14 protein-coding genes are annotated in these 24,998 nt (G+C 64.8%); 4 read left to right on the forward strand and 10 right to left on the reverse strand.

Features of this window, described 5'->3' with window-relative positions:
* Positions 1-36 precede the first annotated feature (36 nt).
* The 7 genes from GGR17_RS00480 to GGR17_RS00510 all read right to left on the reverse strand — a co-directional run bounded on the left by GGR17_RS00480 (position 37) and on the right by GGR17_RS00510 (position 12,998).
* Entirely contained in the window at positions 37-1,287 is a 1,251-nt protein-coding gene (locus GGR17_RS00480; protein ID WP_054538531.1) for an MFS transporter, read from the reverse strand.
* A gap of 391 nt (positions 1,288-1,678) precedes the next feature.
* A complete protein-coding gene (locus GGR17_RS00485) occupies positions 1,679-1,861 on the reverse strand; it encodes a hypothetical protein (RefSeq protein ID WP_054538530.1) in 183 nt (60 codons plus the stop codon).
* Between the two features lie 188 nt (positions 1,862-2,049).
* Positions 2,050-2,763 carry a lysozyme family protein gene (locus GGR17_RS00490; protein WP_082386557.1) on the reverse strand — a complete coding sequence of 238 codons (714 nt, stop codon included), beginning with the start codon at positions 2,761-2,763 and terminating at the stop codon, positions 2,050-2,052.
* A gap of 227 nt (positions 2,764-2,990) precedes the next feature.
* Positions 2,991-8,738 carry a DUF11 domain-containing protein gene (locus tag GGR17_RS00495; protein ID WP_054538528.1) on the reverse strand — a complete coding sequence of 1,916 codons (5,748 nt, stop codon included), beginning with the start codon at positions 8,736-8,738 and terminating at the stop codon, positions 2,991-2,993.
* A gap of 84 nt (positions 8,739-8,822) precedes the next feature.
* Entirely contained in the window at positions 8,823-11,462 is a 2,640-nt protein-coding gene (locus GGR17_RS00500) for an NEW3 domain-containing protein (protein WP_054538527.1), read from the reverse strand.
* A gap of 58 nt (positions 11,463-11,520) precedes the next feature.
* Positions 11,521-12,033 (reverse strand): hypothetical protein, encoded by a 513-nt coding sequence (locus GGR17_RS00505; protein ID WP_054538526.1) that lies wholly within the window; start codon positions 12,031-12,033, stop codon positions 11,521-11,523.
* A gap of 344 nt (positions 12,034-12,377) precedes the next feature.
* Positions 12,378-12,998, reverse strand: a complete 621-nt coding sequence (locus GGR17_RS00510) for a response regulator transcription factor (protein ID WP_054538525.1) — start codon at positions 12,996-12,998, stop codon at positions 12,378-12,380.
* Between the two features lie 305 nt (positions 12,999-13,303).
* Between GGR17_RS00510 and GGR17_RS00515 the strand changes: the two genes are divergently transcribed.
* The 4 genes from GGR17_RS00515 (at position 13,304) to GGR17_RS00530 (ending at position 22,725) form a co-directional block, all read left to right on the forward strand.
* Complete coding sequence (locus GGR17_RS00515; protein WP_328705639.1) at positions 13,304-13,696, forward strand: molybdopterin-dependent oxidoreductase; 393 nt, start codon at positions 13,304-13,306, stop codon at positions 13,694-13,696.
* A 21-nt stretch (positions 13,697-13,717) separates the two neighbouring features.
* Positions 13,718-16,282 carry a hybrid sensor histidine kinase/response regulator gene (locus tag GGR17_RS00520; protein WP_054538523.1) on the forward strand — a complete coding sequence of 855 codons (2,565 nt, stop codon included), beginning with the start codon at positions 13,718-13,720 and terminating at the stop codon, positions 16,280-16,282.
* A gap of 347 nt (positions 16,283-16,629) precedes the next feature.
* Positions 16,630-21,819, forward strand: a complete 5,190-nt coding sequence (locus GGR17_RS00525) for a GEVED domain-containing protein (protein WP_162231815.1) — start codon at positions 16,630-16,632, stop codon at positions 21,817-21,819.
* 156 nt (positions 21,820-21,975) lie between these two features.
* Positions 21,976-22,725, forward strand: a complete 750-nt coding sequence (locus GGR17_RS00530; protein WP_054538521.1) for a glycosyltransferase family 25 protein — start codon at positions 21,976-21,978, stop codon at positions 22,723-22,725.
* On the opposite strand, the gene GGR17_RS00535 is transcribed toward GGR17_RS00530, so the two are convergent.
* The 3 genes from GGR17_RS00535 to GGR17_RS00545 form a co-directional block, all read right to left on the reverse strand.
* Entirely contained in the window at positions 22,719-23,468 is a 750-nt protein-coding gene (locus GGR17_RS00535; protein WP_054538520.1) for a glycosyltransferase family protein, read from the reverse strand. The two genes, GGR17_RS00530 and GGR17_RS00535, sit on opposite strands and share 7 nt — an antisense overlap.
* Complete coding sequence (locus GGR17_RS00540) at positions 23,465-24,298, reverse strand: glycosyltransferase (RefSeq protein ID WP_054538519.1); 834 nt, start codon at positions 24,296-24,298, stop codon at positions 23,465-23,467. The genes GGR17_RS00535 and GGR17_RS00540 overlap by 4 nt, the downstream gene beginning before the upstream one ends.
* A 63-nt stretch (positions 24,299-24,361) precedes the next feature.
* Entirely contained in the window at positions 24,362-24,823 is a 462-nt protein-coding gene (locus GGR17_RS00545; RefSeq protein WP_037208407.1) for an Lrp/AsnC family transcriptional regulator, read from the reverse strand.
* Between the last annotated feature and the right edge of the window lie 175 nt (positions 24,824-24,998).

The following is a 24,998-nucleotide window of genomic DNA, read 5'->3' on the forward strand; positions in this document are numbered from 1 at the left end:
AAACGGTCGTTCGAAGGTTTCTCAATCCAGACTCCATCAGTTGACATCCGCGCAGGGCGCGGAAGAACGGGTTGCTTGCTTTTCAGGGGGGTGAAGGGCGGCACCGCGCAGCAGCCGCAGGGCCAAGGTGCCAACGACACCAGACAACAGCGTCGCGGCCCAGAAAACCGGACCGTATCCGAAGGACGAAGCCAACAGCCCCGCCGTCATCGAACCGACCATGTACATCAGCAGGTTCACACCCGACAGCAGCGTGAAATCGGTGCCCGCCTGCGCCAGCGACGAAAAGCGCATGAAAGCGGTGAACAGGCCGACGATCTCGATATACCGGGTGAAGGTGTTCGCGGCCGAAAGCACGACCAGCGGCCAGAGCCCCGGATCGCCCGCATCGGCCAGCCCGTACCCCGCAAAGATAAGCGTGCGCGCGATCACCAGCCCCAGAAAGAAGGCGCGCAAGCCATAGCGCGCGATCACGAACGCCCCCGCCGCCGATCCCGCCAGCCCGACCAGCGCCGCCGACGCCCCCGAGATCAGCCCGATCTGAGACAGCGACAGGCCCGCATCGACAAGGAACGACTGTTCAAGCGATTTGATCAGGCCCTCGGGCAGGCGGAACAGGATCGCGAAGGCAAAGATCGCCCACGCCCCGGGCCGCGTGAAGAAACGGCGCAACGATGCCGGCCGCGCCGATACCGGCACCTCGCGGCGGGCATGGGATTCCGGCAAAAGCACGAAGGGCAGCAGGATAAGCAGCGTGAGTGCCGCCACCACCGCCAGGGCCCCGCTCCATCCGATCGCATCATGCAGCAGCAAGGTCCCCGATCCGCCCAGCAACACGCCCGCAGCCACAGCGCCGCCTTGAATGGCATTGCCGATGTGCTGCTGCTCCGGCGGCAAATGCTCTACCGCGTATCCATCGGCGGCCACGTCCTGTGTGGCACTGCTGAACGACATCAACATCAGGATCGGAAAGAAACGCACGGCGTCGGCGGCCGGATCGAGCAGCGCCAGCGCGGCGATGCACAGGATCGTGACGGTCTGCGCGGCCAGCACGATGCGCTTGCGCCCGATGGCCGGCCTGCGCGACAGCCGGTCGATCAGCGGCGCCCAGAGAAACTTGAAGACCCATGGCGCCAGCAACACGCCGAACGCCCCGATCACCGCCAGATCGACCCCACGCGCGCGCAGGATCGGCGGCAGGGCCGCAGCCACCATGTAAAGCGGCACGCTTTGCGCGACATACAGACCGACAAGCGAGGCAACGAGCGCCTTGGACCGCAGGGCCATGCGAAACCTCTTTTTCTGAGGGGTTGGTTTCGCTGGCAAATGCTGGCTGGTTGAGGAAGGTTTTTAGCGGGGCCTCCGCAATCCTGCAAGCTTTCTGAATAAAATACTCAGGAATTATTTTCCAAGCAATAAGTTTTATTCATAACAAAGCATTATCCAGAATTCTGAGAGCATTCCCGGCTCAAGACACAGAACACCCACCTGTTTCAACGCAAATACGACCCCACCAGCGGCGACAAGCGCGACGCGTGGAACCGCTATTCGACTACAGGATCCGGCGGCAGCTCCGTCCTGGACAAGACACGCGCGCCGACCTCATCCGACAGGGCGGCAGGATCTGGAACAAGCGAGAATTATGGCAGCACGCTTGCTCCGCGTTTTTGAGACATCGTCAGATGCGCTCGCCGATGACCTGCCGCGAAAAGACCTGGACACAAGCCAGCCCGCTATGTTCCCAGACAAGAACGCCTTGGGCACTGCTGTAATCGCCGGTCTTGACGCACACGATCTGCTCACGGGGAACGCGCATGGCCTCATGATTTTTGCCATGCAAGCTTCTGAACTGAACAACCATCTTTCAACCTCCTGTTTCAACTGCCATCAGTGTTGCAGGCCGTGAGGTTTTTTTCGCCCTTTCGCTCGGCTAATCGCCCTATGCTTCGGTATATATGCCCGCCCCGAAGGAAGGCCCGCGCAGCTCGAACAAACGAAAATGGCGGCCACGGCCGCCACATCACCTTTCTGCGTCACCCCGCTGACAGGCTATCCCCTTTCGCTCGGGAATATCTTTCTCATGTGGGCGTCGAACTCATGCCAGGTGATCACGGCCCGGTTGCCGGCATGACCGTGATAGTAAGAGCGGCCCGTCGACGTTGGAAAACCGGCCCAGATGCCTGCCAGGTTCTCCATGAACCGATGCCTGCCGATCCGTCCCGCCAAGAACGCGCCATAGCCTGCATCTTCGAGAAGGATATCGGCCAGAAGATCCTGAACCTGGCTTGAGAACACCGTGCCCGGAGTCAGCCCGGCCTCGCGCACCAGGCGTTTCAGGGTGGGCGGTATGAACTGATAGCGGCCGATCGCATGCGGCTGCCCCGGCGTTTCGCGGATCCATTGATATATCTCGCCGATCGTCATGTGGGTCGGCGGCTTTCCCGGTGGCTTTCTGGCGCCGAGCTGAACCGCGTCATATCCCTTCCGGCCCGCTTCGGTCCAGCCGATCAGGTGCTTGAGATACGCGGCCGGGCCGGAACCGGTGCCAAGCGGGATGTCACGCATCCGCACGGCCCCTGCCCGCTTTCGCATCGACTGATCCAGATGAATCCGGTTTTGCGGCGCGTCCGGCAGAAGGGCGAATGAAATATCGCCCCCCTGCATCCTGCCATGGCCCGCAAGTGAAAACGTCTCGGCCGGCGCCTGCTGCGCGGCAAATATTGCGGACAGGCAAAGGGCGGCGGTGGCTCCTCTCGCCTTCATGGGACACTCCATTCGTAAATGCGACAATGAGCAGAGTTTGCCGGTTGGCCCGCGAGAATTCATGCGCTCAAGCGGGTAATCGCGGCCGCTAAAGCATAGCTGCCCCGCCCTGAAGAACGCCTTGTGCCGGGGCCGGCATCGTTCGCGCCCGCGATCGAACGGCTGATAAACGAGCCACGCCGCAGATGCGCATGCGGCGTGGCTCTTCCCGGCAAATGACCCGTTGGTCAGTTGCCCAGGAACCCGTCGAGCTGATCCCACAGGGAATTGTCGAGCAGCAGATTGAGGCGCAAATAGAACCCCTCCTGATAAAGCGCGCTTTGGCCGGCCACCCGCCCGGCGGCCTTGTTGTAGCCAATGGCGATCAGTGTTCCTTTTGCGGGCGCGACGCCGAATTCGGCGCCTAGGCCGCTTGTCGCGTTTTCGGCGCTGTCCCAAAGATGCGCCACGTTCACGCCGATCTGGAACCGGTCTTCCCCGAACTCGTAGTTCAGCCCGGCCTGAAGCAACTGGGTGGTCGAACTGGCGGAAGCGCCCCCCGAAACGCGGATGTCCTGATACTGGCCCGCGTATTTTCCGTTCAGGCGCAGGTCCTGATCCACCTCATAGGACGCATCGACAGACCACAGATGGGTCTTCGACTTGTTGTACTTCTGCTCGAGACGGTGCTCATACCATGCCAGAACCTCAAGGCGCGGGTCGCTCACCGGGCGGTAGGCGATGCCGGCGCGCGTTCTGATCCGGCGGTGGACATCACCGTTGCGTCGATCCACGGCCACCCGGCTGCGCCCGAGCAACGTGAGATCGGGCGTGATCCTTCCGGCAAGACCTAGGCTTGCATAGTGGGTTCTGCCGCTTTCCTCGAAGGTCGTGTCGAAATCCGCATCGCCCACCCGGTTTCCGTCGGCCGAGGCCCACTTCACGCCAAGCGCGACGCTCGTCAGCTCGTGTTCATCGGCCTCCATGCGGCGCACGTGTTCGATGTCGAGGCTGAGCGCGGTGGTCTCGTTCATCTCCCAACCGGCCGAAACCGCCTGATTGAGCGTGCTGTCCGTCTCGGCCGCGTCGCGGCTCAGTTCGGTCCGGCCGCTCAGCCATTCGTTCAACTCATAGGAAAACCCGAGTTTCGAGCGCGTCATGGCCGTCTCGTCGCCGAAGCTCAGCTCAACCTCGTTATAGGTGCGCCAGCCCGCCTTCGGCTCGCGGTGCATGCCCAGGGTCAGCTCTGTGAGATGCTCGCGCCCGCTCACGGGATGGCGCAGCTGCGCCTCGATGACGGTGCCGGGCCGATCGCGCGGCGTCCAGTGGCCGCCCAGAACCAGCGCCGTTTCCGCCTCCGTGCCATCTGCCTGACGGTCGCGGCGGTACTCCAGCCCGATATCCCCGCGGAATTGGTTGGTGAATTGCCGGGAGTAGAGCGTATCCACCGTCAGCCTTTCGACGTCATTGATCCGGTCACGAACGAATTCGGCCCCCACCAGAACGTCGCTGTCGCGGCCGAGTTCGTGGCCATAGCTCAGCCGAACCTGATCCGTCCCCGGCCGCGCCAGCCCGCCGTGCGACAGGAAATCGCGCCCGGTATGGATCGCCTCGGCGCTGAAGCGCACGACGTCCGACTGGTATTCGTAAGACAACCGGGCCGCGGCATCCGCGTCTCCCTGCGCATCTTCCGACCGCGCGATTTCCGCCTCCCAGATCCCTCCGGCCGCGTCTTCATGGCGGATATAGCCCGATTGCAGCCGCTCGCGGGCGGGATTGCCGGTGGCCGCGTCGGCGTGAACGGCCCGCGCGCCGATGGTCGTCCGGTCGCTCAGGGCATAGTTCACCTCGCCGCCATAGAGCCAATAGCGTTCGGCGCCCTCGGCCTCTACCTCATAGGTGACACGGATCGACACCGGGTTGCCATCCGCATCGAGCTGGCGCACGGGGCTGTCGAAGGTGATCGTGTTGCGGAAGAAATCGAGCAGGTAATCCGTGCCACGGCGCAGGGGCGTTGCCGAAAGCACATCGCCGCCCTCTTCGTCACGTACCAGGATCTCCACCCGCTCGGACCCCTGAACATACCCGCCCAGGTCCAGATCATAGGGCCCCGAGACTCCACGGCCCGGCATCTCCTTCACCATCTGCTCCTGCGCGGTGCGCGCGCCGAACACCGTGACGGAAACCTTGTCGTCCTCCCAGTGCGCACGGGCCCCGGTGGCCACACGGCGCAGGCCGCCGAGCTTCAGCGCGCTGGCCTCGGGTTCGATCGCGATATCCCCGTAAAGGATGTAGGAGCGCCCCTTTTCGACCTTCACATAGAGGTTCTCCGACGATTGCGCGTCATGGCCGCGCTCGGAATTGTCGCCGTAGACCGGGTAATATTCGTCGCCGCGGATGTCGCGGAACAGCCGGTCTTCGGTGTCGCGGTCGGAACTGTAGCGCAGCGTCAGCAGGGCGTCGCCGCGGACCACACCTTTGAGATAAAGCTCTCCGCGAACCCCCGTCGTGGTCTCCTCGAAAGAGCTGAAACGGTCCGGCTCCAGCACGGCGCCGCCGCCGCCACCCAGCGAAACCGCGCCTTCGATGACCCCGACGAGGATACGCTCCTGAAGATCCGGCGTGAAGGTGATGGCCGCTTCGGCACTGCCGAACGCTCCCGTTACGGAGATACGATCGGGCCCCGAAACCTGCGGCGGGATCAGCCCGAACGTTGCCTCGCCATTGTCGAGATAGGCCTGCACGCCGGGCGTGCCGGTGCGGATGTCGGTCACGTCCCACAGCGCGCGCCGCGCATTGAGCGTTACCGTGCCCGAGGCCGGAACGGGCAGCCCGCGCGCATCGAGTACACGCACCACGACAGGCACGACAGAGGCCGGGTTCGCCGGGGCCGTCCGGGGCATGATGATCTCGAACCTCGCGGGTTTTCCGGGCGCGATCAGGCGGATCTCGTTGCGCGCACGCTCGATCCCGAAACCGTCGCTTCCGATCAGGGTCAGCCGGTTTTCACCCGGATCGAGCTTGACCGCGATATATTCGAGCGCCTGAACATTGTTGCTTGCCCAGCTGGTTCTTTCCCCCACCCTGTCGGAGCCCAGCGCGCGACCGTTGAGCATCAGAGACAGCGACAGGTCGGCCTTGCCCTTGACGCGGATGTTCTGCGTGCGCCGTGCAACGGTTTGCCCGTCCGCGAAATCGATGAAGCCGGGCGCGGCGTCCAGCGCCCGGATCAGCGCGTCGAGCGGCTGGCGGCGTGCCGACGCCTCGGCCTTCTCGGCCACATTGCGGGCCTGCCCCGCCTCTGCGTCGCCACCCGACAGCATGCCGGGGGTGATCTGCGTCGTCGTCGCGATACCGGCCTCGCTGCGGGCTGAACGCACGGGCGCGCGCTGCCCCTCGATCGGAAGATCCGCCGCGTTCAGCGACGCCGGCTGCCGCTTCTCTTCGAAATGCGCACGGCGCTGTTCAACCTCTTCCAGGGCCTCTGGCGTGCACGCGGCCACGGCGAAATGCTCGGCCCGCATCTCCCCTTTCCTGAGCGGGATCAGCCGGGAGCCGCCCCGCCGCAGATCGTTGGTCCGGGTCACGCCGACCTCGGTGCCTCGGGGCAGCGTCTCGCTCTGCACGAGGAACGCATGGGTAACGGGGCGCAGGCCGTAGAGCAAATATTTACCGTCGATATCGGTGACGACCGAAAGCCCCTCCTGGGTGACGATCCGCACCCCCGGGATACCGGGTTCGGATGCGCCGCCGCGAATACCGTCACCATTGCAATCCATGAACACCGACCCGACGACGGTGCCCTGGCGCGCGAAAACGCCCCCGGAATTGTCGAGCCGGACCATGGCCCGCGCGACGGGCGACTGGCGCGGCGTGCCCGTGCCCGCCTGCCGGCCCGAAAGCACGGCGGTGTTCTCGTTGCGGCCTTCACGGGCGGCGGCGGTGAAATGCATGACATAGCTCAGCTCATGGCTGGAAAGCGGCCCCAGCGTGCCGAGCGCATAGACCAGATCGCCGCTTTGATCGGTGGCGGGATCGGCCAGAGGCTGACCGTTCAGCACGGCCGAGCCCGGAACGAGCGTGACGCCGTGGGGCGGCCGGTCTAGCAATTCGGCACCGATCAGGGCCTGATGCATGTTGTTGGTGAAGCTCAGCGTATAAATCACGTATTCGCCATTGGAAACGCGTTCACGTTCGGCCGCTTTCCGCAGCGACAACGGCGCGCCGTAATGCGGATCGACGGGGATGTCGGATACGAAAAGCAGGCCCCCCCCGTGATCGAAGGCGGCGCCATAGCCGGCCTCTGTCATCCGGCGGCCCTGCCCGGGAAAATCCAGCCGGACCGACGGGAATTCCCAGGCCGGCGCATCGACCACCGCATAGCGATAGCGGCCGGCGGGCATGTCGCCGAAGGCGAAGAACCCGCGCGGGTCCGTCATGCTGCGGGCCAGTTCCGCGCCGGTGGCCGCATCGACCAGGGCGATGGCAATCCCGTCGATGGGCGCGTTTGTCACCGAGTTGAAGAGAAAATTCCCCGGATTGATCAGCAGATCATCCTCGAGGGCGGCACCGGCGCATTGCGTGGCCGCGACCAGCCTATCGCCATGCTCGGTCGCCATGACATTGTCGCCGGCCAGGGCAAGCTCCATCCGCGCAAGCGGGAGCGCCGCGGTCAGGAATACCCCCGCATTCGGGGCGATCTCGGTTGCCGTGAGCGTTTCGACATCCCCGGTCAGCACGCTGCGAACCGTGATCACGGCACTGTCGACGCCCGCAGACAGGTTGCAGCCGCCGGCGGTCAGCCGCAGGCGCGTATCGCTCCCCGGGCTGGCGTGGGGCTGCGCGGCGCCCGTTTCGGGGCTTTCGAACCGAAGCTCGCCCGAACCGGAATTCTCCCGGCTGTAGACAGTCGTGTTCGAAGCCAGAACGATGCCGGAGTCCTCGCCTTCCAGAAAGGTCGCGGCGGTGTTTGCGATGCTGACATCGCCCAGAGCGGCAGGCAGGCGCACCGAAAACGCGGGATCGCTCGCATGCCCGACGGGGTAATCCCCCTCCATGAAAAACGCGACGGCGTCGATTTCCCCGGCCACGCCTGGCTGGGCGGTCCGGTAGTCCTGCGGGGCGTCGCCGCTGCGGTGAAAGAGCGGCAGCAGGCCGCCCGGGTCGGCGATGCTGACGAATGTCGTGTTCAGCGGGATCGCGTCGCGCACCAGCACGCCGGAACGCACCTCGCCGTCGATGCGGATCGGCGCGTCGCCGATGGCGGAATAGCCCGGCACGTCAAGTTCGGAATTGTTGCGCAGGCGCAGCGTGTAGGTAAGAAGCGCCGCAGTATCGGTTTCCCGGATCGACTGCTCCTTTTCAAGCTCCAGCGCGCCGCTGACAATCTTCGTCACCCCGAGCGCCTCGCCTGCGAGGTCCGCATCCGCTGTGGCGCCCTCGGCGGTTGTCGCCGTGACCGTCAGGGTCGACCCCAGCGTGGCGCCCGGCGCTGCGTTGAAGGAGACGCGGAATTCGTAGATGAGCTGAACACGTTCGCCCGCCAGCAGGGAAAAGGGGGTGGAGAGATCGAACGCCGCCTCGCCCTCATCAATGCGGCCATTGCCATTGAGATCCGGCACCAGCCGGGCCTCCCCGATCAGCCCGGCGCCGGCCCTGTCTTCGACGGCCAGCGCCGCCTCGAGCGGCACGTTGCCGGTGTTCAGCACCTCGAAGTAATATTGTGCCATCGCGCCGCGGGTCAGGAGCAGATCGGAATATCCGATGACCTCGATATCGGCGACGGCCGCCACCCTTGCCTCGACCGCGTTGGAAAGCACCGTTTCGACGATCCCCAGAGCGGTGTTGAAATAGCTCGTCTGGGCGATGTTGCGGATCAGGGCGCCGGCGGGCGCGGGGTCTGCTGCCGCGGTTTGGGGGAGAAGAGCAAGCATCAGTGCGGCAGCCCGAACCGATATCGTGGCGCGTGCGCCGATTGTCTGAAGAAAACTGCGCATCAGCTTGCTCCTTGCAAAAAAAATGAACTTCGGGGAATGAGGCGCCCCCGGAAGGGGGACAGGCCGGGGGCGCCAGGGGGTCGCTTACTCGCTCACCTTCACGGTGAACTCGAGCCGGGCGAACCCGCCGGGCAGAACCGAGCCATGATCGCTCGACACGTTGGTCGAGGTGATCGTGGCGGTGCTGCCTGCCGGGAAGAGGGCTTCGCCGCATGCGCCACCACAGTTGGTGATCGATGTGTAGGCCGGTGCCGCGTCCGAGATGGTCACGTTCGTGGCCGTGGCCGCGCCGGTATTCTCGGCCTCGACCAGATAGCGGATGCACTGACCGGGCGCGACGTCCTGACGGGTCTTGGTGAAGGTGCCCACCGAGCCGTCACAGTTCGGATCGACATACTGATACTTGCTCAGCGCCATATCGCCCGAGATGATGACGATCCGGTCTTCCACCGCGTTGTCGGCGGTGTTGCCATCGGTCGCGGCGCCGCTGTTGAGCGCGGTTCCCAGGCTGAGCGTGCCGATCTCCGAAACGCCCGTGGTTGCCGTCGAGGGCGATTGCACACGGTAGATCACCGAGATGCTTTCACCGGGGGCCAGACCGTTCACACCGGCCGAAACCCCGTCGGTCAGATCGTTGAAGTTGTCGATCACCGGCTCCGAGGCATCAAGCACGCCGTTGCCGTTCTGATCCCAGAAGATGGCGCCCGAGAAGTTGGTGAGACCACTTTCCGCGATCGAGCCTTCGGTAACGGCCACGTTGCCGTTGTTGGTGATCGTATGCAGCAGATCGACGATCCCGCCGGGGGCTGCCTGTGCGCTCTGGTCGTCGATGATCTGCACGTCAAAGATCTCGTTGACCGTCACCTGGTTCACGATCCGGTCGCCCTGCCCCGAAACCGACGAGACAAGCGCGATATCGACCAGCGTATCACCCGAAAGGGCATCGTCGGTCGGCGTCACGATCACCTGGAAGGCCTGGCTGCCACCGGCCGGAATGGTGCCGGTGTTGCTGACCACCGAACCATCGGCGAGGCGGAACTCGACCGTCCAGCCTTCGGGCAGCGGCTGCGCCAGCGACAGGTTATAGCTGTCGGACACGGGGCCTTCGTTCTGGACGACCATGTCGAAGGTCACCGGCTGGCCGGGATCGGTGGCGCTGGTCACCCAGGGCGCGCCGGCATTCGTCGGTGCCGCGCCATCACCTTCGGCGCCTGTCACCGCATTCTCCAGATCGACCGAAGCCGCGAGAACGGCGCCGGTGAACTCGGCGGTCGAGACATCAGAGACACCCGAACCATCCGAGGTCGTGGTGACGGTGGCGGTGTAGTTGGTGCTCGCCGTCGGCGCCAGATCGGTCGGAAGCGTCGCGATCAGGGTCACCTTGGCGCTTTCGCCGATGGCCAGCGGCCCGACCGACCCGACAACGGGCGTCACGCCATCGGCCCCGACGAAGCGGAAGGTGGTGCCGGCGGGGAAGTCCACATTGGCGACCTGAAGCGACAGGCTGTCGGCCTGGTTGGACAGGTTCGTGAGCACGAATTCCTGCTTGATCACGCCGCCCTGATAGACATCGCCCGCTTCGGTCACGACGTCGTTGCTGGCTGCATCGTCATCGGTTGCCGAGGCGATGGCGGTGTTCGCCGAGCCATCGGCGTTGATGGCCGTATCCGCCACGGCAACCGCATACTGGTTGTCGACCACGATCGAAGCGGTGTTCGACGGCGGGAAGGCCACGCCGTTGACTTGCTGGCTGGCGGTATTGGTGATCACGCCGGCATTGGCGGTGCTGGCCACGACCGCCTGGAAGGTCACGCTGCCCGACCGACCCGACCCGACCGAGGACAGCGAGAAGTTGACCGTCTGCGCATCGTCGTAATCCCACGCCAGGGTCTCGCCCGCGCCGTTCGTGGCATCGACCGAGGTGGAGGCATTGTTATCATCCAGAGCACCGGCGGCATCCGACCAGCTCGCCGATCCCGGCACATAGGTCAGGTTGCCCTCGAGAATATCCTGCACCACGTAGTTGTTCGCGGCGGTCAGGCCCGTGCTTGAATAGGTCAGGGTGATGGTCACGGTATCGCCGGCATCGATGATGTTGGGATTGCCGCCCGACGCTGCATCGGCCACCATCGACTTGACCAGCTCCACGATGGCATCGTTCGAGATCGTCAGCGTATCCGTGTTGACGCTTGTTTCGGCACCATTCAGAGCCGACACCGCCGTGACGGTGATCGTGTCCGATCCGGTCGCGGTCGAGGGCACGGAGGCTTCGATCACCACGCCGAACTGCTCGCCCGGCGCCAGGGTGGGCGTTTCGGTCAGCGGCGTCGCGCTGTCGGCCACGCCGTCCATGTTGGCGTCGGGGTAGAAGACCAGCTGCGAGGTATCGAGCGTGCCGCTGTCATCCTCGACGGCGGTCAGCAGGAAGTTGTCGGGGCCGTTGCCTTCGTTGGTGATGATATGCGGCAGGAACGCCTTGCCGCCCGGCGCGATCGTCTCGGTGTTGTCGGATGTCAGCGTGACACCGGCCACCTGCTGCACGATCGTCTCGACCGTGTTCGAGGTCACGGTGATCGTGTCGCCGGCCGAGTTCGTATAGGTCGCCACGGCCTGGTTGCCGATGACAGAGCCCGCCTCGGGCGCGGCTGCGAAGGCTGCGGCCCCGACAGCGGCACTGAGCGCCACGGCGCTGGCAGAGCGCATGAAAAGGGATTGATAAGTCACTGTTTAATTTCCTCTGTTCCAGGATTTTGGGTTAGGAGAACGGACCCGGCGGGCCGGATCAGTCGACGCGGACGCGATAGGTGTTGAGGGCGCTTGCGCCCGGCTCGAGCAGTTCGGAAAAGACCCACCGGACAGCGGCCACGGCCTCTTGGGGCAGCGGCTCTTCGCGCAGGGAGCCATCCGCGTCGGCAACCTTGCGCATCGCCGGCAGGGTCGACCATTCAAGCCCGTCCTGTTCGGGGTCGAGCTCGGCCTGCACTTCGAAAACGGCGGCCACCGAAGTGGTTTCGCCGCCGATCTGCAACGAGACACCCTCGGGCACGGGGGCCGCGATGACGATGCCGCCCATGGCGGCTTCGGTCATGTTCTCGTGGTGCAGCTGATAGTGGATGACTTCGCCGGGCCGGACCGTGCCGCGCTCGACAAGTTGTTCCTGCCCGTCGTCACCGGTTTCGACGACAAGAAAGGAGAAGGTGCTGGAAAGGGCTTCTGCGAAGGCTGGCAGCCCGACCAGAGACAGCGCCACCCCGGCCAGCACGGCCCGGGAGGTTCTGGGGATTTGAACAAACATCTACATCTTCCCATAAAGGCCGGAGCGAGCGCCGGCGGTTGCGGTGAACGGGCTCACGAGCGGAGCCGTCCTACGCACATGATTTCGGGAAAGACGCAGGGATGCATTTGCACTTAGGTCTAAGTGCTTGAGCGTGCAGGCAGTTCTCTAACCTTAAGGATAGTCGCGGCTACCGCACCGGAAGGCGCTATGGCGCATTCGGACGGGTGCCGAGGCCGCCGGGCGGGGGCACACGAACGCCGGCGGCTGGCGGGGCGGGCCTGTCCGGCCCCATGCCAAAGGGGGCGCTCGTGATGCGAACGCCCCCTTGGCCGAAAAGGATAGTTGCGGAACTTGTGGCTGATCTAGACGAAGCCGGCGTCGCGCGCGATCATCGCCGCGTCCGTCCGGTTCTTCGCATCGAGCTTTCGGCAAAGCGACTTGACGTGCAGCTTGATCGTCACTTCCTGAAGATCGAGGTCTCGTGCGATCTCCTTGTTGGATTTCGCGCTCATCAAGCCCCTTAGAACCTGTTTCTCACGATCCGAAAGTGCTTTTTCGAAATCGGTTTCCTCGGGGCTGTCCTTGCCCGACATGAAGTTCACCGGCGCATAGGTTTCGCCGGCCGCCATGAAGCGCACGGCGTTGACCAGTGATTTCGCCGGCAGGGTCTTGGGCAGGAACCCGATCGCGCCCATTTCCAGCGCCCGCTCGGCGATGAGCCGGGTCGCGGTGCCCGAGATCAGGCCGACAGGTTTGCCGCCGTTCGCCTCTAGCGCGATCTGCAACCCGTCCAGCCCTTTCATCCCCGGCATGGTGTAATCCAGCAAAACCAGATCGAAGGGCCCCTCGGCCCTGATCTTCTCGAGCGCCTCGCTCAAATCGCTTGCCGCCACCGTATTGGTCGCGCCATCGGCATCCAGGAACATCGCTATGGTCTCACGGACCATATCGTGATCATCGGCGATCAGTATCTGCAAAGTCATTCTTCGTTATCCTCCAGCGCCGCCACCCGGTTGGAGTGATCTTACTGATAGAGCGGCTTTTTCGCAAAGAACAGTGTAGATCGCACGCTCCCGGCTTTCCTGTACCAAATTCTCCGCGAACTATACCTTCGTATAGGGGAAATGATCTTCTGATCACTCACGACTTCCCGCCAAGGGCCCTAAAGTCGCCTCATATCTTTGAAAGAAGGGGCTCCGAAATGAGTTGGCAAAGGTTTTTCCGAGCGGTTTTGGCATGGGTTTGCAGCATCGCATTCGTCGCGGCGGCAAGCGCGCAGGGCCCCGTTGTGCTCCTGGTGACGGTGGGCGACACGCGCCACGCGTTCAACCTGGAGGATTTGCAGGCCCTGCCCGCGTCGTCCTTCCAGACGACGACAATCTGGACGGAAGGCGCGCAAACCTTCCGCGGCGTTTCGCTGAAGGCCCTGCTGGAGTCACTCGATGTAACGGAAGGCGTGATTCACGCGACGGCGATCAACGACTATTCCGTGACCATCCCGATGACGGACGCAACAGCCGACGGGCCCATCATCGCCTATGCCGCGAATGACGCCCCCATGTCGCGCAGGGGCAAGGGCCCGCTCTGGATTGTGTACCCCTATGACAGCGATCTGAAGTTTCAGACGGAAACCATCTACAGCCGGTCGATCTGGCAGCTGGACCGGCTTACAATCGAATAAAGTCACGGCTTGGGAGCATTGATGGGCGACAAGACAAATCCGGTTCCGCGCGGCACATGGGTCAGATACCTGCTGGTTCTGGCGCTGTTCGCCGGGATGATTTTCTCGGGCTATCTCGCCTTCAATGTCTGGAACAGGATCCGGGCGCTCGACAGTGCGCAGAAGGATCATACCGAATGGGTCTTCTCGCAGCTCGAGATCGAATACCTGAAGCTGGACCGCGCCCTTGATCAGGCACGATCCGGCGCGCCCGAGGATCTGGAGAACCTTCGCAAGCGGTTCGACATCTTCTTCAGCCGGGTGGAAATCGCCGAGAGCCTCCAGAACACTGGAAACGTGGCACCCGAGATCCTTCGGCTGCGCCGCATGCTCGACACGCAGACCGCGCTGATCGATACAGGCGATGCGCCGCTCTTCGACGGGTTGGACAGGCTGCAGCGCGCTCTGCGCCAGGTCGAAGAGGTTCCGAGGGACATTGCCCTTGCCTCCATTGCCATCGCCGCCGAAGCCGCGCAGACCGAACGGCAAAAGATCGTCCGGCTGATCGAGATACTCGTCCTGGTCGTGCTGGTCGTCACCATCGCCCTTGTCGGCGCGATCATACGTCTTTCACGCCAGGCCACCGCGCTGAACCGGACCTCCCGCCAGGCCGAGGAAAACCACCTGAGATTGGCCACCACGCTGCGCGCCTCTCTGGATGCGGTCGTGGTTATCGATGACGAGGGGCTGATCAGGGATTTCAACGGCTCGGCCGAAGAGATATTCGGCCTCTCCCGCGCGGCCGCTCTGGGCCAGAACTTCATCGAGCTTCTCATCCCCCCCCACCTGCGCGAGCAGCAACGCCGCAATCTCGCGGCCTTTCGCTCTACCGGTCAGACTTTCTTTGCCGAAGCCGGGCGGCGGGAACTCGAGATGATCGATTGCCGCGGCCGCGTCTTTCCGGTCGAGTTGTCGGTCTCGCTTGCGCGTTCGGCCGACGGGCCGATATTCGTCAGCTATATCCGCGACATAACCGACAAGCGGCAGAAAGAGGCGGAAATCACCCGCGCCCGGGACGAGGCGCTTGCCGCCTACTCCGAGAAATCCCGGTTTTTCGCCATGATGAGCCATGAGATGCGCACCCCGCTGAACGGCGTGCTCTCCGCCCTGCAGCTTCTGAAAGACGGCCGCCTCGATGATGAGCAGCAGAAATACCTCGACGCGGCCATCACCTCCGGCGACATCCTGCTCGGCCATATCAACGACGTACTCGCGATCGAGCGAAGCGAGGCGGATACGGACGATCAGCAACTGCAGCCCTGTGACCTCACCGCGCTGACATCCGGCCTGATCGGCACGATCGATCCCCTCGCCAAGACCTCGGGAACGCGGCTGCATCTTGATCAGAGGGGCCTGAACGACCGGCCGATCATGACTGACCCGCGCGCGATACAGCAGATTCTGGTGAATCTTCTCAGCATCGCGATCAAGTTCAGCCCCGACGGAGATGTCACGCTGCGCGCCTTCTACAAGACATCCGAAGACGACAGCGGCGGGATGGCGCTGCATCTCGAGGTCGTCGACGATGGCCCCGGCATCCCGCCTGAAGACATCGAAAGGATTTTCGAGGATTTTGTTTCGCTGGACAGCCGTTACGAGCGGCGCACGGGCGGAACCGGCCTGGGGCTCGGGATCGTCCGCCGGCTGGTCAGGCGCCTCGGCGGCGAAATCCATTGCGCGTCGGCCCCCGGCGCGGGCGCCCGTTTCACTGTCCGGTTGCCCGCCACCCCGGCCGTGGCGCCGGCCCTTCCCGCCCCGCCCTTGCCGGTAGTCGCGCAGGCGCGGCGTGCCCCCCTGCAACTGCTTGTCGTGGATGACAATGAGATCAACCGGGATCTGCTTCAGGCAATGTTGAAGCGGCTGGGGCATCAGGTCACGCTTGCCACCGGTGGCCGGGAGGCCGTGGCGCTGGCCGAAAACACCAGGTTCGACGTAATTCTTATGGATATCTCCATGCCCGGGATGAACGGCATTCAGGCAACCCGGGCGATCCTGTCGGGCACAGGGCCGAACAGAAAGACCCCGGTTCTGGCGGTCACGGCCCATGCCCTGCCCAATGAGCGCGAAGAGTTCAAGGCGGTCGGCATGTCGGGTTTGCTGCTCAAACCGCTGGACATGAAAGCGCTCGATACCGCGCTGAGCGACCTGGCATCGGCGAACGGGGCGGCCGTCACCGGGGAATGGGGCGCCGCGGCCCCGGAACACGCGTTTGACCGGCCGGTTCTCGACGAAACCCAGGTTTCGGAGCTGCTCGAGGTGCTGGGGCGAGACAAGCTTTCCGAGCGTCTCACGACCCTGGTGCAGCGTGTGGATCAGGATCTTCCCGCCCTGGTTGGCGCCCAGGCGGTGCGGGATCTGCAAATACGTTCCCATGCCATGGCGGGCATGTGCGGGATGTTCGGGGCGGATCGTCTGCACGGCCTGCTCGAAGATATCGAAACGGCCTGCAAGGACGGTAACGCGCAAAAGGCGCGCGCGCTCGTGGAACTGCTGCCGGCCGCATGGCACCACACGCAATCCGCATGGCGCCAGAGAATTCTTCAATAACACAATATTCTAAAGCAAAGTGTTCATGCGTTGCATGAGGTGGAAACGCCTCCGCCCGGCCACCCGTGGCAAAGCCATGCACTATCCCTTCGCATAGCCCGAATATACCACCGCCCCCGCGCCGCCCGCGGCAGGCTGGTCTATAGTAGATCCACATTCCGGCCCGAAAGCGGGATGTCAGAAGGCAAGCGCCACGAAACGGCGCGCGAAAGAACGCAGATCAGATAGTGGCGCTCCTGGGCAACAGGGGGCCCGTTTGGCCACCACTCACGGCGCTTGCCTTCTGTTGAGCCGCTCCCCCGGACCGCTGCGGGCCAAACTGAAAGTTCAGGGTTTTGGGTATGAACATGAATCCGTTTATCCGGCGCAATCGTTTTTCCACGCGCCGGGCGTCGTTCACATTTCTGGCCGCGGTGGCCGGGCTCTCCACAGGGTCGGCGGCTTTGGCCGAAACCTGCTCCGTTTCGCCGGGTTTCGTGAACTGGGTCACGCCCGGCACGATCGGCGGCCTGAACACGGATCAGTCAGCCAGCCTGCAATGGGGCTCGGCCAATACCGACATCACGATTTCCGGCCCGCAGTTCGTTCCGGGGACCGAGACCTCGATCATCCGGATTTCGGAACTGTCGGAAGGCCGCGGCACCTATTCGGTGAGTTTCAACGCCCCGGTCATCCACGATCTCAACGTCTTCATCGGCAATGCGGGGCGCAACGCGCTCGAGCCTCTCAGCTCGGGGATCATCGGCGATTTCAACATGGCGCTGTCGGGGAACGGTTCGGTCAGCAATCTGTTCGGCACCGTCGCACCGCTCGACAATCAGGGATATTTCCAGACCTTCGGCTCCGACAGCGAGGGCATCGCCGTGACCACGCTGACGGGGACAGGGGCCGACGGATTGCCGCTGGATGGCCGCTTCTGGGTACATGACCCCAACGTCGTGCCCGGCGACGTCAATCTCGGCGGGCAGGATCAGGCCTACGGCATGATCGACCTGGCCTATAACCCGCCCGGCGTGATCTCGGGCGCGTCCGAAACGGTCACGCAGCTCACCATGCGCCAGGTCGGCATCGGCGTGGGCCCGACTGTCGCGCTGGGGATTCAGGCGCGCCTGAAATCCTGCATCGAGGCCGCCGACGATGATTTCTCGGCGGCCCCGATCGACACATCCTCCGGCGGGACGACCGGCAGCGTGCTGGCCGGCGACATCCTGAACGGCGGCGGCGTCGACACCGCACCGCTTGTCGGCAACGTCGATCTGGCGGTCGTCTCCGCCCCCGCGCCCGCCGCCGGCTCGATCAGCCTGAACACAGATACCGGCGAGATCGTGGTTGCCCAGGGCACCACCCCAGGCACATATTCCGTCGAATACAGCCTGACCGACCGGCCGGCCGGCGGCGTTCCCGCCAATACCGACACCGCGACCGCGACCGTGGTGGTTTCCGGAACACTCCCCGCCAGCACCAATGTCGTGGCGGTTGACGACGACTATACCGCAAGCCCGGTGAACGCGCTGGTCGGCGGAACGGCGGGCGAGGTTCTGGCCAACGACACGGTCGGCGGGCTGCCCGCCGCCTTCCCGGGCGTAACGCTGGAGGTTGTCACAGAGGCCGTGCCGGCGAATGCGGGCGATCCGGTGCCCACGCTCGTTACCAGCGGCCTTGATGCCGGGCGGGTTGTCGTCCCGGCCGGCGTTGCGTCGGGGGTTTACACGATCGACTACCGGCTGTGCGATGCGGTCGACCCCGCCGATTGCGACACCGCGACCGCCACGATCGCCGTGTTCGAGGGCAACGGGGTCGACTACGGCGATGCCCCGGTCAGCTATGTTGCGGCGATCCACGATGTGCCTGCCGCGCCGACTGTCTATCTGGGTGCCGTCGCCCCCGATACCGAACTCGTGGCGCAGTCGGACGGCACGGCCACCGCGGATGACCTGTTCGACACCGACGACGAAGACGCCATCACCTTCCCCGTGCTGACACAGGGAACGATCAGCACGCTCGACGTGACGGTAACGGGCGCAGGCTATTTGCAGGGATGGATAGATTTCAACGGTGACGGGCTGTTCGAAGACGCCCTGGGCGAGCGGATCGCCAGCGACCTGCGTGATGACGGCACCGTTCACGACAATATCCCCGGCGACGGAGTGATCCAGATCGACGTGAGCGTGCCGACCGACGCCACCACCTCGACCACCTTCGCGCGCTTCCGCTACGGGGGCGAGGCCGGGCTTGGCTTCGCGGGCTTCGCCGTCGATGGCGAGGTCGAGGACTATTCGCTGATCATCGCCGCCGCCGATCTGGTGGACCGTGGCGATGCCCCGGCCAGCTATGGCGACCCGCGCCATGTGGTCGTGCCCGAGATCTATCTTGGCGGCGGCCTGCCAGACACCGAAACGACCCCCCAGAACAGCGCGGCCGCCGATGCCGACGACCTGGCCGGCATCGATGACGAAGACGGCGTCGCGGCGTTCCCGACCCTGGTGGCGGGCACCACCGTGCCGCTGTCCGTGCAAACCCACGAAACGCTGAGCCTGCAGCTTGACCTTGGGCTGCCGGTGCTGTCGGGCATCACCAATCTGCAACTCTGGATCGACTTCAACCAGAACGGCCTGTTCGACGCCGCCGAGCAGATCGCCACCGACTACCGCGATGGCGGCACCGGCGATACCGACGGCACCTTCAACAACCAGATCAACCTGAATATCCCCGTGCCGGCGGATATCGGCAACGGCACCACCTATGCCCGGCTGCGCTGGTCGACCAGCAGCGCGGTCACCGCCGACCCGTTCGACGGGCTGAACCTGGATGGCGAGGTCGAGGATTATGTCGTGACCTTGTCGAACCCGAACGGGCCGCTGACCTGTTCCTCCACCTTCTACATGATCGCCACGGAAACCACGCAGAACCTTCCGTCGCTGAACGCGCTGTCGATCAGCGAAAACGCCGGCAGCTATACGTTGAACCACACCGCCCTGCCGCCCGACTACACCGGCAACTACCTCGTGACCGGCTGGGGCTATAACGAGCTGGACGGTTATATCTACGGCATTCGCCAGAGCCCGCGCTCGCTCATGCGGATCGACGCCTCGGGCGCGGTGCGGGAGGTTGCGGATCTGTCGGGGCTCAGCCTCGAATCCCCCGACACCAGCACCGACATCCTGCCCAACGGCATTCTGGTCTACATGTCCGGCACGGATTTCAGCCGCTATCAGTTGCTTGACATCAGCGACCCCGCCAACCCGGTGGCGCTGGGGGTGCTGAGCGCGGGCGCAGGCGCGGCCTATGGGCGTGACATGGCCTATAACCCGCGCGACGGGCTGATGTATTTCTTCGACTCGTCGCGCAATCTGCATGCCCTCGATCCAAGGAACGGCACGCCGGGCGCGACGACGGTTGCGCTTGTCGCCAATGTTCCGCTGCCTGCGGGCAAATTCGCGATTGATTTCGATTCTGTGTGGTTCGATTCCAGCGGTTTCATGTACACGTTCGACAACCAGTCGCGGCAGGTCTTCGGTATCGAGGTCGGCTCCGAGGGCAACCGCCCCGCAAGCTATGAGTTCATCGAAGTGCAGGGCACCATCGACAACGTGACCTATCAGGGCAATGACGGCGCATCCTGCCGCGCGCCGGGGCCGTTTGTGTCGACCGTGTTCCAGGAAGGGTCGATCTCGGGCACGCTCTATCAGGATACGAACGGCTCGGGCACGCGCGACGGCGCAGAGGCGGGCCTGCCCGCCGGCATCACCGTCACGCTGTATGACGACAACGGCACGCCCTCCGATCCCGGCGACGATACGCTGGCACAGACGACCGAAACCGCCGCCGATGGCAGCTATGGTTTCGCCACCGTCAACGCGACACGGACCTACCGGATCGAGGTGGACGAGACAGACCCCGAAATCCCCGCGGGCCTGACCCTGTCAACGGCCAATCCGCTGACCGGCGTGCCCGTCACCACCGGCGCCGACACGGCCGATCAGGACTTCGGCTTTGTCACCGCCGTCGCTTCCGCCGATCTGTCGCTGAGCAAAAGCGTCATCCGCGCGGCGGATGGCCAGCCCGCCCCCCAGGCAACCAACGGAGAGGCGCTGGACGTCGTTCTGACCGTCACCAATGACGGGCCGGGCAGCGCCAGCGATGTGCGGGTTCGGGATCTGCTGCCCGACGGCTTTGCCTATGTCGCGGACGATGCCGCCACGCAGGGCGACAGCTACGACCCCGGAACGGGCATCTGGGCGCTCGGCGACGTGCCGGCGGGCAGCAGCCATGCGCTGACCATCCGCGTCACCATGCGCGACAGCGGCGAGCACACCAACACAGCGGAAATCGTCGCCAGTTCGCTGACCGATCCCGACAGCGACCCGGCAACCGGCCCGCTGGTGGACGATCTGTCCGACGGGCTGGCCGATGATGACGAGGCCAGCGCCACCGTTGCCTACACCGGCACCGGGGCAACGCTCTCGGGCGTGGTTTTCTTCGACAACGGGGCGGGCGCCACGGCCTATGACGGCCTTCACTCCGGGGCGGAAACCGGCACGGACAAAGCCGTGGTGCAGATCCTCGACGGTGCCGGCGGGCTGCTCGACACACCCGCGCTCGCCGCCGATGGCAGCTGGAGCCTGACCCTGCCGGATGGCTACGCCGATGCGGTCACCGTTTCGGTGCTGCCCGCAGAAGGGCTGCGCACGGCATCGGAAACCGCAGCCACCCTGCCCGCGCTGGTGAATGCAGACGCGCGAGACGGCGCCTTTACCTTCACCCCCGCGCCGGGCACCTCTTACGCTGATCTCAACGTGGGTGTGATCACCGAGGCGCGGCTGAACCAGAGCCAGCAAAGCGCGATCCTGCCCGGGCAAGTCGTCTCTTTGCGGCATGAATACATGGCAGACGCGCCGGGCACGGTCAGCTTCGATATCAGCGCCCAGTCCGGCGCAACGCCGGGGGCGTTTTCCACCGCACTGTTTGTCGACACCGGTTGTGATGGCACCGCCGACACCCCGGCAACCAGCCCGGTCGCGATACAGGCGGAGACGCTCATATGTCTGATCGCACGCGTGTCGGCCTCTTCGGCCGTGGGCCCGGGCGCATCCTACAGCTTCGATCTGGTGGCCAACACGGCCTATGGGGCGTCCGGCCTGAGCGAGGTGGACAGCAATACCGACCGGCTGACGGTGGAATCGGCCCAAGGGGCGCTGACGCTCTCCAAAACCGTGCGCAACCTGTCGCAGGGAACGCCGGAAGGTGTAAGCAACGGCGCCTCGGCCGGTGATGTTCTGGAGTATCGGATCTATCTGAGGAATACGGGCACCCTGCCGGCGTCCGACATCGTCATCCACGACAGAACGCCGCCCTACACGGTGCTGGCTGCGGCGATCCCGAGCCCGGTGAACCTGGGCAACGGCGTCACCTGCACCAGCGCGACATCGGGCTCCGGCGGCTCTGGCTATGCGGGTGAACTGCGGTGGGATTGCGCCGGCCTCTATCAGCCGGGAACCGAAGGTTCCGTCACCTTCCAGGTAAGAATTGCGCCCTGATCAGGCTGCGCCCGGTAAAGCGCGCTGCTTTCCGCCCATGCCCCGAACCCGCCCGCCGCACCGGGCTGGCCCTTTCTACGCCGCCGCGCTATGGGCAGATCTATTGTTTTCACGGGCTGGACCGGCAGCCCGTCGTATAGCCCACGAGTACAGAGTATGCCCGCCGCCGACGCCCCCTACCCGATCTTCGTGCTCACCCTTCCCGGCGACGAGGCGCGGCGGCAGCCGCTGCTGGACCGGCTGGCCGGCATGGGCCTGGGTCATGAGCTTTTCTTCGGTATCGACGGGCGCGAGGGTTTGAGCCCGGCGCAGGACGCCATGATCGACAGGCCCGCCATCAGACGGGCCTTGCGCCGTGACCTTTGCGACGCGGAACTGGCCTGCGCCCTGTCGCATCAGGCGATCTACCGCGCCATCCTGACCCGCGGGTTGCCCGGCGCCGTGATCCTCGAGGATGACGCGATCGTGGATGCGCCCTTCGGGCGGTTCATGCAAACCGGCCCCCATACGCAGGCCGACATGATATTGCTCGATCATCGCTGCGGCCGTTTCACCCGGCGGCCGGTAGCGATGCTGATGCCGGGGGTGGCGGCCTATCGCGTGATCCTGCCGCCGACCCTTGCCACAGGCTATGTGCTGTCGGCCGCCGGTGCGCGCTGGATGCTGGACGCCTGCACGCCGCTTTCGGGAACGGCGGACTGGCCCTGCGACATTTCCCGGCTGGGTGCCATCGCCGCCGCACCGCGCATCGTCGGGCATTATGAACAGGGTGAAGGCTGGACCCATCTTCAGGGCAGCCGCGCGCGGCACAAGCAGGATACCCTGCCCAAGGGCCGCGCACGCCTGCTCTCGCGCGGATACTGGGCGCTGAAGATCAAGCGCGCCCGGTCGCGGCGGCTTTACTGAACGGGATCGTCGATCCGGTCGGGGTGCCTGCCCCGCCCCCGAACCCGGAAGGCATATTCCCAAATCTCGCGCGCCACATGCGGCGGCGACGCCTGGGTGACAGAGTAGAACAGCGCCTCGTCAAAGCTTTCGGCGCTCAGCCACCCCGCCGCGCGCGGCAGGCAGACAGGCAGGATGCCGTGTTCATGGCACCAGCGCGCCAGCCGCACATCGACAAACCCCTGAGAGCCCTTCATGAAATCGAAGGGAGGAAAATCGCAGCCGCGCATCACTGAAACGCCGGAACCGAGCTGATCGACCACCACAGGCGCGGCCAGCCCGTCGCGGAAGCGGAACTGGCGGCGATGCGCGGCGATACGGTTCGGCCGGATGCCCAGCCGCGCCGCCAGCCGCGGCCAGCCCCGGTAGAGCGAGCCGTGATAGCCCGCCAGCACCCGCTTGTGCCGCAGCGCCGCCAGCCGGCTCAGCGTGGTGGCAACGTAATCGGCGGGGTACAGGATGTCGTCATCCATGGTGAACACATGCTCGGCGGCGGAACTGTCGGGCAGGTACTTGCCCACATCCTTCAGATCCTCATCGGGGATCACCGCCGTGACATTGCCGAACCCGGCCAGTTCGCGCGGAATCGCGTCATATTCATTCAGCACGAGGTTCAGCTGATCGACCTGCGGCGCCACCGCCGCCACCGCCCGCAGGAACGCGGCGCGGCGTGGCGGGTAGGTCGCCATGTTGGCGATGATCATGCCGCAGGCTCCGGCGGGCGGATGCCCGCCTCGGCCCAGATCTTGCCGGTGCGGCGCGCCTCGGCGATCTTCAGCCGGTGCGCCCTGATCTTTTCGGGGTCCTTGTAGCCGCGCGGATGATCCAGATGCACCAGCGGCGCGGTAAAGCGCAGATGCCGCCCCTTGACCCCCGAATTGGCCAGGCGAATGCCGAACTCCTTGTCGCCGCCGCCATATTTCATCGTCTCGTCGAGACCGTTCACCGCCAGGATCGCGTCGCGATAGGCCGATCCGTTGCCGCCGCACCAGTTGCGCCCGACCGGATAGACATGTTCCAGCGCCGCCAGAACCGGCTTGGGCAGGGGTGCCGCCTTCAGCCAGGCGGTGAACCTGCGCAGCGCGCCGCTGCGCCTCAGCCAGCCGATGTCGAACACCCGGCCTTCCAGCACATCCACTTCGGTCACCGATTTCGTGGTCGCGTCATCCAGCCGGATCAGGCTGCCCGAACAGAAACGGTCGCGCCGGGCGACCTCCAGATGGCGGGCGATGAAGCCGGGGTGGATCAGGCAATCACCGTCGATGAAGATCAGGTAATCGGCATCCGACGTGGCGATGGCCTTGTTCAGGATCACGTTCTTCTCGAACCCGCGATCGTCGTGCCAGACATGGCGGATCGGCAGATCGGGGTAGCGCGCCTGAACCGCCGCGATCGCGGCAGCGGTTTCGGGGCCGGAGCCATCGTCGGCGATGCACACGCTGCCCGGCCGCACATCCTGCCGCGCCACCGAAAGCAGCGTCAGCAGCAGCGCGCGCGGGCTGTTGTAGGTCGAGATGATCAGTTCCGATGTCATCGGGCGCCCCTGCTGGCCGGGTTGCAATCACCTAACCCCGGAGCGGCCGGGTTTCAACCGCGCCTAGAGCGGCAGCGCGGTTGTCGCCTTGATTTCCTCCATCGACAAGAGCGCCGTGACGTTGTGGATTTTCACATCCGCGATCAGCGCCTGATAGAACGCGTCATAGGCACGCGCATTGGCCACACGCACCTTCAGGATATAGTCGATATCGCCGGCCAGCCGGTGCGCCTCCTGCACCTCGGGGCGGGCGCGCAGCGCCTCGAGGAACCGCAGCTGCCAGTCGGCCTCATGCTCGGCGGTGCGGATCAGCACGAAGAAACAGGCCTCCAGCCCCAGCGCCTCGGGCTCGACGATCACGGTCTGGCCACGGATCACCCCGGTCTCTCGCATCTTGCGGATACGGTTCCAGACAGGGGTTTTCGACGATCCCACCGTCCGGGCGATCTCATCCAGAGACTGCCCCGCATCGCGCTGCAACTCCGCCAGGATCTTGCGGTCGGTCTTGTCCAGTTTCGCGGCCATCACCACCCCATCGGGAAATACGTCTGTTGATACGGCATATTCCCCCGCATAGCAGAACGATTTCCCGCATCCAACGCCAATCTGAGATGCATCTTTGATCGAAATCATGGAGCGCCCGCGCCCCTCGGCGGTTTATCGGGCAAGACTGGGGGTTTCGGCCCCGCGCAAGGCATCC

Source organism: Actibacterium naphthalenivorans (assembly GCF_014196965.1).
GTDB lineage: Bacteria > Pseudomonadota > Alphaproteobacteria > Rhodobacterales > Rhodobacteraceae > Actibacterium_A > Actibacterium_A naphthalenivorans.

What these genes read in the sequence shown, in the direction of transcription:
- GGR17_RS00545 (WP_037208407.1), bottom strand. Translation starts at nt 24,823, where the DNA reads ATGGCCGCGAAACTGGACAAGACCGACCGCAAGATCCTGGCGGAGTTG.
- GGR17_RS00530 (WP_054538521.1), top strand. Translation starts at nt 21,976, where the DNA reads ATGCCCGCCGCCGACGCCCCCTACCCGATCTTCGTGCTCACCCTTCCC.
- GGR17_RS00495 (WP_054538528.1), bottom strand. Translation starts at nt 8,738, where the DNA reads ATGCGCAGTTTTCTTCAGACAATCGGCGCACGCGCCACGATATCGGTT.
- GGR17_RS00485 (WP_054538530.1), bottom strand. Translation starts at nt 1,861, where the DNA reads ATGGTTGTTCAGTTCAGAAGCTTGCATGGCAAAAATCATGAGGCCATG.
- GGR17_RS00505 (WP_054538526.1), bottom strand. Translation starts at nt 12,033, where the DNA reads ATGTTTGTTCAAATCCCCAGAACCTCCCGGGCCGTGCTGGCCGGGGTG.
- GGR17_RS00520 (WP_054538523.1), top strand. Translation starts at nt 13,718, where the DNA reads ATGGGCGACAAGACAAATCCGGTTCCGCGCGGCACATGGGTCAGATAC.
- GGR17_RS00510 (WP_054538525.1), bottom strand. Translation starts at nt 12,998, where the DNA reads ATGACTTTGCAGATACTGATCGCCGATGATCACGATATGGTCCGTGAG.
- GGR17_RS00525 (WP_162231815.1), top strand. Translation starts at nt 16,630, where the DNA reads ATGAATCCGTTTATCCGGCGCAATCGTTTTTCCACGCGCCGGGCGTCG.
- GGR17_RS00490 (WP_082386557.1), bottom strand. Translation starts at nt 2,763, where the DNA reads ATGAAGGCGAGAGGAGCCACCGCCGCCCTTTGCCTGTCCGCAATATTT.
- GGR17_RS00535 (WP_054538520.1), bottom strand. Translation starts at nt 23,468, where the DNA reads ATGATCATCGCCAACATGGCGACCTACCCGCCACGCCGCGCCGCGTTC.
- GGR17_RS00480 (WP_054538531.1), bottom strand. Translation starts at nt 1,287, where the DNA reads ATGGCCCTGCGGTCCAAGGCGCTCGTTGCCTCGCTTGTCGGTCTGTAT.
- GGR17_RS00540 (WP_054538519.1), bottom strand. Translation starts at nt 24,298, where the DNA reads ATGACATCGGAACTGATCATCTCGACCTACAACAGCCCGCGCGCGCTG.